At 43.9% G+C, this 12,175-nt stretch carries 13 protein-coding genes; all 13 read right to left on the bottom strand.

The window, feature by feature from the left end; translation table 11 throughout:
- Positions 1-2: 2 nt before the first annotated feature.
- Positions 3-761 carry a phosphate ABC transporter ATP-binding protein PstB gene (pstB, locus tag IGI82_RS07495; protein WP_005235379.1) on the bottom strand — a complete coding sequence of 253 codons (759 nt, stop codon included), beginning with the start codon at positions 759-761 and terminating at the stop codon, positions 3-5.
- Between the two features lie 31 nt (positions 762-792).
- Positions 793-1,599: a phosphate ABC transporter ATP-binding protein PstB gene (gene pstB / locus IGI82_RS07490; RefSeq protein WP_005225783.1), complete on the bottom strand. Its 807-nt coding sequence runs from the start codon at positions 1,597-1,599 to the stop codon at positions 793-795.
- A 13-nt stretch (positions 1,600-1,612) separates the two neighbouring features.
- Positions 1,613-2,497: a phosphate ABC transporter permease PstA gene (gene pstA, locus IGI82_RS07485; protein ID WP_005225782.1), complete on the bottom strand. Its 885-nt coding sequence runs from the start codon at positions 2,495-2,497 to the stop codon at positions 1,613-1,615.
- Entirely contained in the window at positions 2,497-3,417 is a 921-nt protein-coding gene (gene pstC, locus IGI82_RS07480) for a phosphate ABC transporter permease subunit PstC (RefSeq protein ID WP_005225781.1), read from the bottom strand. The genes pstA and pstC overlap by 1 nt, the downstream gene beginning before the upstream one ends.
- Before the next feature lie 97 nt (positions 3,418-3,514).
- Positions 3,515-4,369, bottom strand: coding sequence for a phosphate ABC transporter substrate-binding protein PstS (locus IGI82_RS07475; protein ID WP_010748000.1), 855 nt, complete (start codon positions 4,367-4,369; stop codon positions 3,515-3,517).
- Positions 4,370-4,770: 401 nt separating this feature from the next.
- Positions 4,771-5,502 carry an alpha/beta hydrolase gene (locus tag IGI82_RS07470; RefSeq protein ID WP_438841991.1) on the bottom strand — a complete coding sequence of 244 codons (732 nt, stop codon included), beginning with the start codon at positions 5,500-5,502 and terminating at the stop codon, positions 4,771-4,773.
- A 96-nt stretch (positions 5,503-5,598) separates the two neighbouring features.
- Entirely contained in the window at positions 5,599-7,272 is a 1,674-nt protein-coding gene (gene recN / locus IGI82_RS07465) for a DNA repair protein RecN (protein ID WP_010747998.1), read from the bottom strand.
- Positions 7,273-7,287: 15 nt separating this feature from the next.
- Positions 7,288-7,737, bottom strand: a complete 450-nt coding sequence (gene argR, locus IGI82_RS07460) for an arginine repressor (RefSeq protein WP_005225777.1) — start codon at positions 7,735-7,737, stop codon at positions 7,288-7,290.
- 97 nt (positions 7,738-7,834) lie between these two features.
- Positions 7,835-8,656, bottom strand: coding sequence for a TlyA family RNA methyltransferase (locus tag IGI82_RS07455; protein ID WP_005225776.1), 822 nt, complete (start codon positions 8,654-8,656; stop codon positions 7,835-7,837).
- Complete coding sequence (locus tag IGI82_RS07450) at positions 8,653-9,549, bottom strand: polyprenyl synthetase family protein (protein ID WP_081116532.1); 897 nt, start codon at positions 9,547-9,549, stop codon at positions 8,653-8,655. The genes IGI82_RS07455 and IGI82_RS07450 overlap by 4 nt, the downstream gene beginning before the upstream one ends.
- Positions 9,546-9,767 (bottom strand): exodeoxyribonuclease VII small subunit, encoded by a 222-nt coding sequence (locus IGI82_RS07445; protein ID WP_005225774.1) that lies wholly within the window; start codon positions 9,765-9,767, stop codon positions 9,546-9,548. Before IGI82_RS07445 ends, IGI82_RS07450 begins: the two co-directional genes overlap by 4 nt.
- Entirely contained in the window at positions 9,748-11,100 is a 1,353-nt protein-coding gene (xseA, locus tag IGI82_RS07440) for an exodeoxyribonuclease VII large subunit (RefSeq protein WP_087627323.1), read from the bottom strand. Before xseA ends, IGI82_RS07445 begins: the two co-directional genes overlap by 20 nt.
- Complete coding sequence (locus tag IGI82_RS07435) at positions 11,101-11,952, bottom strand: bifunctional methylenetetrahydrofolate dehydrogenase/methenyltetrahydrofolate cyclohydrolase (RefSeq protein WP_005235351.1); 852 nt, start codon at positions 11,950-11,952, stop codon at positions 11,101-11,103.
- Positions 11,953-12,175 lie beyond the last annotated feature (223 nt).

The following is a 12,175-nucleotide window of genomic DNA, read 5'->3' as shown; positions in this document are numbered from 1 at the left end:
TCCTAACCAAATCTTCCTGAGATATAATCTTCTGTTTCTTTTTTGCTTGGACTTAGGAACACTTTTTTCGTGTCATTGAACTCGATCAAGTTGCCGTCCAAAAAGAACGCGGTTTTATCTGAGATTCTTGAAGCTTGTGACATGTTGTGGGTCACGATGATCATGGTGTAGCGTTCTTTCAGTGCTAGAAGGGTATTCTCGATTTTCCCTGATGAAATGGGGTCTAACGCACTGGTTGGTTCATCCAGCAAAATGATTTCTGGATCGACAGCCAATACCCGAGCGATACAAACCCGCTGCTGTTGTCCACCTGATAAAGAAAGCGCACTTTGGTGAAGTTTGTCTTTGACATCTTCCCAGACAGAAGCTGCTTTCAGGCTTTCTTCTACCGTCTTATCAAGAATCGCCTTGTCCGTGACTCCTTTTAATTTTAACCCATAAATCACATTTTCGTAAATTGAAAAGGGAAAAGGATTCGGTTGTTGAAAAACCATCCCGATTTCTTTGCGCAAATCAACGATGTCTTGCTTTGGACTATAAATGTCTTTCCCTTTATAGACAACACTTCCTGTAATTGTCACACCAGGGATCAAATCATTCATTCGATTAAGAGAACGCAAGTAGGTCGATTTCCCACAACCTGAAGGTCCGATCATTGCAGTGATCTCGCCTTTTTTGATGGAAAGGTCGATTCCTTTTAATGCTTCTTTTTTTCCGTAGTATAAATGCAGATCTTTCGATGTAATAATTTCTTCTGCCATTGTTTTGCCTCCGTTTACTGATCGAATCGGCTCAGCCAAAATGACCGGATACGTAATCTTCTGTTGCTTTAATTTTTGGACGAGTAAATATCTTACGGGTCTCATCGTACTCGATCGCATTTCCTAAGTAGAAAAAGGCTGTATAATCGCTGATCCGAGCAGCTTGCTGCATATTATGGGTCACGATGATGATTGAATAGTCGTTTTTCAAGTTGATAAGAGTTTCTTCCACTGTCCCTGTTGAGATTGGATCAAGGGCACTAGCTGGTTCATCTAAAAGTAAGATATCTGGTTTCATCGCAATTGCTCGAGCGATACACAGACGTTGCTGCTGTCCACCGGACAATGCCAAAGCACTTTTGTCTAAGCTGTCCTTTACTTGATCCCAAAGTGCGGCTTGTTTCAAGCTGGTTTCGACTGCTTCATCCAATTTCTTTTTGTTTCTTTCTCCATGACGTCGCAAAGCAAAGGCGATGTTGTCATAGATCGATTTACTGAAAGGGTTTGGTCGTTGGAAAACCATGCCGATACGCTTGCGCATTTCGAAGACATCGACTTCTTTTGTATTGACGTCGACTCCTTTATACATGATGTTTCCTGTGACTCTCGTGTTTGCGATCCCATCATTCATTCGATTCAAAGAACGCAGATACGTTGATTTACCGCAACCGGAAGGTCCGATCAATGCGGTGATTTTATTTTTTTCAAATTGTAGATCAATGCCTTTGATGGCTTCATTTGATCCATACCATACATGCAAGTCAGTGGTATAAAGCGCCACATCTTCTGGTTTATCGAAGGTAATGATATTTCGATCGTCCCAATTGTAATCGTTCATACTGTCATTCTCCTTATGCTGACGTCATTTTCTTGTACAACCGTTTGCCAGCTGCACGGGCGCCAAAGTTAAATAGCAAGACGGCAATGATCAATACCGCCGAAGCCCCGGCTGAAACTTGAGCGCCATCAGGCATCGTACCTTCTGTATTGATTTTCCAAATATGGACTGCCAGCGTCTCCGCTTGTCGGAAAAGACCGATCGGGCTGGAAACACTCAATGGATTCCAGTTTGTAAAATCAAGGGCCGGTGCACTTTGTCCTGCAGTGTAGATCAGCGCTGCCGCTTCACCAAAAATTCGACCAGAACTTAGAATGACCCCAGTCAAAATTCCTGGTGTTGCTTCTGGAACAATGATGCGTGTGACAGTTTCCCAACGGGATAAGCCTAAAGACAAGCCCGCTTCACGCTGCGTATAATGAATCGCTTGTAGAGATTCTTCCACATTTCTAGTCAATAGTGGCAAATTGAAGAAAGTCAATGCCAAGGCACCTGAAATGATCGAAAAGCCATAACCAAACTGGATAACAAAGACCAAGAAACCAAAAAGACCGACAACCACAGAAGGCAGTGAACTCAAGATTTCGATCGATGTCCGAATGATATCCGTCAACCAGTTTTTCTTCGCATATTCTGATAAGTAGATCCCCGCTCCTAAAGAAATCGGAAAACTAATGATCATTGTCACTAAAAGCAAGTATAGGGAATTGAACAATTGGATGCCGATCCCGCCACCTTCTTGATACGCTTTTGAAGAAGAAGTCAGAAACTCCCAATTGATATGGGGAATACCACGTACCAAAATGTACAATAGTAAGGAAGCCAAAATCAAAACAATGACTCCAGCAACAGCATACAAGACGCCGGTAGCAATTTTATCTGAACGTTTTGCATTCATTATTTCAATGCTCCTTTCTTCCCAATAAAGCGAATGACAATGTTAAATAGTAAGGACATCAATAAGAGAATCAAGGCTAATGACCATAGAACGTTGTTTTGGACTGTTCCCATGATCGTATTCCCAATACCCATGGTTAAGATCGATGTCAATGTTGATGCAGGTGTCACTAAGCTCGTCGGCATCAATGCCGCATTACCGATAACCATTTGGATCGCCAATGCTTCCCCAAATGCGCGAGCCATTCCGAAAACAACTGCCGTTAAAATCCCAGGGACAGCTGCTCGTAAAACAACTTTATAGATCGTTTGCCAGCGTGTTGCACCTAAAGCTAAGGATGCCTCACGGTAGTGCCGAGGGACTGCCCGTAATGCATCGACAGTCATCGTAGTCACTGTCGGCAAAATCATGATAAATAGGACAAAGGTCCCCGCCAAGATCCCAAACCCTGTACCGCCAAAAACAGAACGGACTGCTGGTACAATGACAGACAAACCGATAAAACCATAAACTACAGAAGGAATACCGACTAATAGTTCGATGACGGGCTGTAAAATCTTCTCTCCGTTACGAGGGGAGATCTCCACCATAAAGACTGCTGCACCGATCGCAAATGGTGTTGCGACGATCGCTGATAGGAAGGTTACGAAGAACGAACCAAGGATCATCGGTAAAGCACCTACTAATGGTTGGCCATCAGGACCAACAGCACTTGGATTCCATTGCGTACCAAACAAAAAGTCGAAAACATTGACTTTGTCTACAAAGAATGTCGCTAATCCACGGCTAGCAACGAAATAAAAAATGGAGATCACAACCAATACAATCAACGCAATACATAGAAAGCTAACCAGCTTTCCTCTTTGTTCCATTCTTGCGCGCTTGGATTTTTTTGTTAACACTTCTTTTACATTTTCCACGAGGGTTCCTCCTCAAAAATCAAACTAAACTCATAACCATTAGTTTATCGGTTCAACATCAATTTCTGTTAAAGCTTGTGTAAATTTTGTGTAAAGATTACTCGACGATGTTGCCTTCCCAATCTCTTTCCACCTGCATGATGGAAATTGGAATATAACCCAGATCCCCGACGATATGCTCTTGTACTTCATCAGAAAGCATATATTCGAGAAATTCAGCGGTCAATCCCGTTGGTTCTCCTTTTGTATACATATGCTCGTAAGCCCAAACTTTCCAATCATTGGTCGTTACATTTTCAATCGTTGGTTGAACCCCATCGATGGAAAGGACGTTGACTTCATCTGTCACATAAGAAAATGCAACATAACTGATGGCCCCTGGTGTATCTGAAACGATCGAACGGACCATCCCACTAGAATCTTGCTCTTGGGAAGGAATCGCTGTTTCGCCATCCATGATCCATTTTTCAAACGTACTTCTCGTGCCGCTTCCAGTCGCCCGATTCAACAAAACGATGGGCAGATCATTTCCGCCAACTTCACGCCAATTTGTAATATTTCCTAAGAAGATATTTTTTAAGTCCTCTGTTGAAATATCCGTGATCCCAACGCCTTTGTTGACGATCGGTGTGATACCTACCGTTGCCACTCGGTGGTCAACGAGTGCATCCGCATCGATCCCTGGCTTTTCTTCTGCAAACAAATCAGAATTCCCAATATCGACTGCGCCTGCTTGGACTTGACTTAACCCAGTGCCGCTCCCGCCTCCTTGGACATTGATAAATCGCCCAGGATTTGAGTTTTGAAATTCTTCCGCAACGGTTTCTACGAGTGGCTGCAAGGCAGAAGACCCGACTGCTGTGATCGATTCTCCTCGATCTGCCCAGCTTGCACATCCTGAGAGTAAAATAACCAATCCGATGATAGGACTTAGAAGTTTTAATTTTTTCATCATAACGCTCCTTGTACTTTCGAAAGTCATTGATTGTAAAAATCAATTATTTTCATTTTACCATTAGTTGAAATCAATGAAAATTATTATTTGCTTTTTTTTCTTGAGCTGAGTCTGCCCCTTTATTTAAAACGCTTTTTTTCTTTTACAAAATAACTATTTTGTAAATAAAATGACAAGATTTCTTAATTAAATTACGTGCATCCAGAAGGTATGCTGTGCTATACTGTGAGAGGAAACGTATTTTAAAAAGAACATAATTATTAATCTTGCTTCCCCAATCAAGTACAATATGTTGTTATGTTCAGCGTTTTCACGATTTCATCAACATTTCCCCAAAATGTCTGTTGAATCGAAACGGCAGAAAGAAGCATTCCTATGCATCTTCTGCCGTCTTTTTTTTATTCTAATTCACTTAACCATGCCGCCATCTGCTCAATGATGGCTTCTTGCTGTGCTTCATTTGGAAGATCCGCTGCTGCTTCTCCTTTTTGTAACCCATAGGTACCAAAGCCAGCATGATTGCCGCCTTCGATCGTTTGGAACGTCGTAGTTTCTGGAAGGAGGCTGCGGGCAGCTTGCCAATTTTCCTGATTCACTACTTGGTCTTGACTGCCTGAGAGTGACAACACAGCAATCGATTGATCAGCTAAGGATCCTTTTTCATCTGGGTAACTAGCAAAGAAAAAGACGCCTTTTAACTCGTTGTCGTTTTCAGCCAACTGATTCGCTGCAAAACGGCTGGCCATGACGCCACCTAATGAATGACCGCCAATGACATAGGAGCTATGGGGAATTTCTTCCAAGACCTCTTCTGCACGATTGCCTGCTAAAACAGCCATGTTAAAGGGCATTTTAACGATCGCGACAGGATAGCCTTTTTCCGCTAAACCTGCTGCCCATACACTATAGCTTTCGGCATCGACAAGCGCACCAGGATAGAAAATAACCAAAGGCTTTTCTTCATCTCCAGTAAAATAGAGGACATTTCCCTCATCATCTGCCTCTTTCGCTGCTGTAACTGCAGCATCCACTGCTGGGTAATGCAGTTGTTGCCAACCGACCCAACCGGCAATAGTTAAAATAACAACGGTGATCAATACACCAATCAAAACTTTTGTTCTTTTTCTCATCATATCCTCCTGCAAAAAAAGAAGATCAGGAAAGGATGGCAGACGAAAGTTGCGGGTCCATCATCTCCTGAATCTTTCTATAAGTGTTTCCAATTTTTATCGGTGAGCCAGCGCCAATAGTTCTCGTGCATGTTCGATTGTTAAATCGGTGATTTCTGCACCTGAGAGCATACGGGCGATCTCAGCCACTCGTTCTTCTTCTGATAATTTACGGACATGGGTTTCTGTCCGACCTTCTTGAATTGCTTTTTCGATAAAATATTGATTGTCCGCCACAGCCGCTACTTGCGGCAAGTGGGTGATACACAAGACTTGCGAATTCGCAGCGATCTTGGCGATTTTTTCGGCGATCGCCTGAGCTACTCGGCCACTGACCCCAGTATCCACCTCGTCAAAGACAATACTAGTGATTCCTTGCTTGCGGGAGAAAATCGATTTAAGCGCTAATAAGATTCGGGAAAGCTCTCCTCCAGAAGCAACTCGCACTAACGGTTTCATGCCTTCACCGGGGTTGGTGGTCAAATAAAACTCCACGGTATCAAAGCCGCTACTACTTAATTGTTTTGAGCCAGATGCAAACCGTACTTCAAATTGCGCGTGCTCCATATACAGCTCTTTTAACTCTTGAACGATTTCTTTTTCTAAACGATGAGCCAATTCACGTCGTTTGACGTGCAAGGCTTCCGCCAGCTGCCAAACTGCTTCAGCTTTTTGGGCAAGCTCTTCTTCTAATTGCTCCAACTGACCTTCCGTATAGGCTGATTCGCTGATTTCTTTGCTGATCTCGTCATAATAAGCAAGAATCACAGGAATTGACTCCCCGTATTTGCGCTTCAATTGACGAATCGTTTCCAGCCGTGAAATGACTTCTTCTAGTCGGCCTTCATCTAATTCAAGGTTGTCGACTTGCCGCGAAATATCAGTGGCTGCATCTTGCAACAAGTAATACGCACTTTGGATCGCTTCACTGATTTTTTCATACGCAGGATCAAGATGGGCGATCGACTGGATCTCTGATAATGCCACACTGACTCCATCTAGGCTATTAACTTCTTCGGCAGATAGAGCGCCATAGCTTTGCCCTAGAGCATCCACTATTTTTTGATAATTGGTCAGTTTTTCTCGTTCATCGATCAGCTGCTCTTCTTCATTTTCCATCAATTCCGCTTGGGCGATCTCTTCTTGTTGAAAACGCAGCATGTCCATTCGCTGCACATAGAGCTGTTCATTTTCTTGAATGGTCCGCACATGTTTTTCTAAGGAGCGATAGGCTTGATAGGCTTGACGGTAACTTGCAAGTTCCGCTTTAAAGGCATCATCTCCAAAACCATCCATCAACGCCAAATGTTTTTCTGGCTGCAGCAGCTCTTGATGCTCATTTTGTCCTTGGATATCAACTAAAAACAAGCCGATTTGGCGCAAAACCGACAAGGTAACAGTTCGACCATTAACACGACAAATAGTTTTACCCGATTGAGAGATATCCCTTTGTACGATCAGAACTTCCTCTTCATCAATACCCAGATCTGCGGTCAGCTCTTTGAACTCCAGCTGATTCGGCCATTCAAAAATCCCTTCCAAACGGCATTTTTCTGCGCCTTGACGCAAATAGTCACTGGATCCTCTGCCACCTGCTAGTAAGCCCATCGCATCGATAATGATTGATTTCCCAGCACCTGTTTCACCTGTTAGAGCCGTCATCCCCTCATGAAAAGACAGGTGCAGGTTGGAGATAATCGCAAAATTTTGGATCGACAATTCTAAAAGCATCCCTTGCCTCCTCTTTTATACGTAACGTTGGAAATCCTTGAATAGGTTCTCGGTATCTGCTTCTGTTCTGGTGATCATCAAGACGTTGTCATCATCGTTTAGCGTGCCAAATAACTCTTTGGCATAACGCTTATCGATCAAATTCGCCAAAGCCGAAGCATTGCCAGGCAGTGTGCGCAGGATCACAAATTTGTCCATTCGATCGACAGACACAAACGCCGTTTTTAGGATTTTATCTAGTTTACCACTCACGTCTTCCGTTGTCTCTTGTGGAATACTATAGCGATAGCCGCCTTTTTGGGAAGGAACTTTCACTAACTTCAATTCCTTGATATCCCTTGATATGGTTGCTTGTGTGACTGAGACGCCGCGATCTTTTAACAACTCGACAAAATCTTCTTGTTTCTGAATATCTTGTTCACTTAACAATCGTGTAATCAAGCGATGCCGTTCTTTTTTTCTCATCTCTTGTTCCTCCTGAATGAATTCCTACTAATTTTATCCTATTTTGCACAAGAAAGAAAGAGAGCCGACAAGTAAAATGTCCACTCTCTTCCATTCTTTATTTTGGTTGATGAAAGGTCTCATGTGCTGATGCAACAACTTTCGGGATGTCGATCCCTGCTGCGGTGCCTTCTTGCAGGCTTTTCTTTAAATGTACGATAAACTCGATATTCCCTTCGCCACCAGTGATTGGTGAAAAACTTAGGTTTAATACATCGAATTTTGTTTTCTTAGCGAATGCCAGTACTTCCTCCAACACTCGTTCATGGGTTTTGGGGTCACGAACGATCCCATTTTTTCCGACCGCTTCTTTGCCCGCTTCAAATTGTGGTTTGATCAGCGCCATCACTTCGCCATCCGCTACCAAAATATCGTAAAGGGGAGGTAAGATCAGTTTAAGTGAAATAAAAGAAACATCGATCGTAGCGGCTTCAGGAAGACCATCCAGGAAGTCTGTTGGTTTTGCATAACGGAAGTTGACCCGTTCCATTACAATCACTCGCTCATCTTGCCGCAGCTTCCATGCTAACTGATTGTAACCGACATCCAGTGCATAGCTTTTTTTGGCGCCATTTTGCAGCGCCGCATCAGTAAAGCCACCGGTGGAAGCGCCGATATCTAACATGATTTTATCGGTTACGTCAAAATCAAAAACTTTGAGTGCTTTTTCTAACTTGAGACCACCACGAGAAACATAAGGCAGCTTCTTCCCTTTGATCTGCAGCAGTGTATCTGCGGCAATTTTTTCTCCAGGCTTATCTAAGCGCTCATTGTTTTTTTCTTTGTACACCAATCCAGCCATCACTCCTCGTTTGGCTTGCTCGCGGGTCTCAAAGAGGCCTTGCTGGACAGCTAAAACATCTACTCGTTCTTTCTTCATGCGTTCCCTCGAATCTCAAATCGTTCCACAAATGCCAATAAAACATCCTGCGTAAATTGACCGTATTGGCTTAATTGTGCCAGAATTTCTTTGGCTTTGCCCAATTCTTCAGTCAAGGCTTGCTGCGCGCCTGCTAAGCCAAGTAAAGCAGGATAGGTACTTTTCGCCAACTCGTCATCTCGGCGGACAACTTTGCCTAGCTCTTCGGTTGTACTAGTGGCATCTAACAGATCGTCGCGAATTTGAAAGGCTAACCCAATATGCTGGGCAAAGCGATCCAATTCATGCAGAACCTCTTCCGTCTGGTCGGCTAAGACACCACCAGCAATCACCGCAAAGCGGATCAATTCTCCAGTCTTTCGTTCATGGATTGACATCAGCTCCTCAAGACGAAGAGCTTGGTTCTCCCCTTGAATATCAGCTGCTTGGCCGGCAACCATCCCTTGCGTGCCCGCTGCTTTACTCAACTGCTGCAGCAGCAAGACTTTTTGATTGGCTTCGATTTCCGCCATAGCGACTAATTGAAACGCAGCCGTCAAAAGACCATCTCCAGCTAAAATCGCTAAAGCTTCACCAAAAACCTTATGGTTGGTGGGTTTGCCTCGACGCAGATCATCGTTGTCCATTGCTGGCAGATCATCATGGATCAGCGAATACGTATGCACCATTTCTAGGGCTGCTGCACACTGGTACACCGCGGTATTGATGGGTTTGTGAAAAGCGGCGACTGTTGCTGCCAATAAAAGCGGGCGAATGCGTTTGCCGCCAGCTTGGATCGAATACTGCATGCTTTCAAATAGTCGTTGATCAGAAGTGTGTTCTTTGACAAAACGTTCCATAACTTCTTCGATCAATGGGGCGTGTTCTTTCGTAAATTCCTTCAAAGCACTCATTGGCTTTCCTCTTCAAAGGGGACTTCTTCATTGGATTCAGTCATCATTTTTGTTAAGGATTTTTCCGCTTTACTCAAGGTGTCCTTGCATTGCTTGCTCAAAACCATGCCTTTTTGAAAAGCATCTAACGCTTCTTCCAATGGAACATCACCTTGTTCCAAACGGGTTACGATTTGTTCTAATTCTTGTAATGATTCTTCAAATGTTGGATTTGCCATGATTAACTCCTTCTGTACTAATAACTTCGACAAGCGCTTGGCCATCTTGGTAATGGATCGTCAGCTGATCTTCTGGCTCGATCGCATCAATCGATTTGATCACCTGCTCATTTTTCGTGGTATAGCTGTAGCCGCGTCCCATGATTTTTAGTGGGCTTAACAAATCAAGGGATTGGACTGCATTTGCAAATTGATTTTCTTTTGCCGCATAAATATCTTTCATGGCTTTCGTTAAGCGTTGAGAAAGATAGCTGACCTCTTGATTGCTGGCTTGTAATCGCGCTTTTGGTTGTTGTTGGGCCAACCGTGAAATCAATTGCTGTGCCTGGCGATCCTTGTCATAAAGCAAGGTTTGCAAGCCTTGCTGCATCCGCTGCTGCAACTGATCGAGTTTGATGGACTGTGCCTCATACAAGCGCTCTGGTTGTCGAAAAACATACGATCCAATCACTCGCTGATAGCGTTCTTGTTTGTACTGGATCTGGTGCATAAATGCTTGCTCTAATCGGGCTTGTCTTTCTTCGATCCGCAAAATCTCCTCCGACAGCACTGGCACCGCTAATTCGGCAGCGGCGGTCGGAGTTGCCGCCCGTACATCCGCCACTAAATCGGCAATCGTCGTATCGGTTTCATGCCCCACTGAAGAAATAATGGGGGTTTTTGCATCAAAAATGGCTCTTGCCACTCGTTCTTCATTGAAAGGCCAGAGGTCCTCGATCGATCCACCCCCACGTCCGATGATCATAGTATCAAAGGACCCATCGGCTTCGACTCGTTGGATATTTTTCACCACATCATCCGCAGCTTTATTGCCTTGTACCACTGTTGGATACAAAACGATCTGAGCAATGGGGTAACGCCGCTGTGTCGTCGTGATGATATCTCTGATCACCGCCCCACTAGGACTGGTCAAAACTGCGATGCGTTTCGGGTATTTCGGCAAGGACTGCTTCGGTGCAGAAAATAAACCTTCTGCTGCCAATTTCTGCTTTAATTGTTCATAGGCTTGATAAAGAGCGCCGACACCGTCTGGTTCCATATGTTCGATCACCATCTGGTAATTTCCGCTTGCCTCATACAGAGTGATACGCCCAACCGCCATGACTTTCATGCCCTCTTCTGGTTGAAAGCGCAACTTGTCAAAAGCGCCTTTGAACATGACGGTCGAAATTTTTGCACCATCATCCTTCAAACTAAAGTATTGGTGATTGGGGCGACGACGAAAATTGGAGATCTCCCCCGTCAAATAAACCCGCTCTAGATACGGATCGACGTCAAACTTACGCTTGATATATTTTGTTAATGCGGTTACCGTTAAATATTCTTGCGCCATTTAGTTTTTCATTGTCTCCTTTGCTGCCTCGATCGTTTGGGCCATCAACATCGTGATCGTCATTGGACCTACACCTCTAGGTACCGGTGTGATATAGCTAGCGATCGGTTCGACTTCATCAAATTTCACATCGCCGATCAACTTGCCGTTGGCATCACGATTCATCCCAACATCAATCACCACAGCCCCTTCTTTTACGAAGTCTTTTGTGACAAAATGACCGCGGCCGATCGCCACGACTAAAATGTCCGCTTGTTTTGCCAACTCGGGCAGATTTTTGGTTTTTGAATGAGCAATAGTCACGGTGGCATTTGCCCCCAAGAGCAAGTGCGCCATTGGTTTTCCGACAATGTTGCTGCGACCGATCACTAAGGCATTTTTCCCTTCCAATTCGATCCCATACGCAGCAAACATTTTCATAATGCCATAAGGGGTACAAGGAATTCGGTCAGGTACACCTGCGAATAATTTTCCTAAATTGATTGGATGAAAGCCGTCGACATCTTTTTCTGGTTTGATGGCTAACAGTACTTTTTCTTCATTGATATGTTTTGGCAAAGGAAGTTGAACCAAAATTCCATGAAAGGCATCATCGTTATTGAACTGTTCGATTTCTGCTAATAATTCTGCCTCAGTAATGGATTCAGGGTAGCGGGCAACACGGGAATTGATGCCGATTTTCGCCGCAGCTAGTTCTTTATTTTTCACATAAGTCTGACTTGCTTTGTCTTCTCCAACAAGCAAAACAACTAATCCCGGTGTCACACCCTGCTCTTTTAGTGTTGCTGTCTCTGAAAGAAACGCTGCTTGCATTTTTTCAGCCAATTCTTTTCCATTGATTAATGTACCCATTCTGACAACTCCTCCAACCTGATTATACGGACTTATTTTGTAAAAAGAAACGCACCAATCGTTTGTCGATATGCTTCTTCATGTTTTCTATCATAGCATTTTCTGAAAAGAAAAACACCGTCTAAGGCTCCCTTTTTTCGGAAAAAACGAGGGTAAACCGACAAAGTGCGTGCAAAAAAACCGAACGATCAAGCAGGACCGTCAAAACAAGGCGGTTGCTCAT

Origin of the sequence: Enterococcus sp. AZ067 (genome assembly GCF_051715005.1) — a bacterium.
GTDB classification, from domain to species: Bacteria; Bacillota; Bacilli; order Lactobacillales; family Enterococcaceae; genus Enterococcus_D; species Enterococcus_D casseliflavus.
The sequence above is the reverse complement of the archived record's forward strand: the minus strand, read 5'-3'. Positions and strand labels throughout refer to the sequence as shown.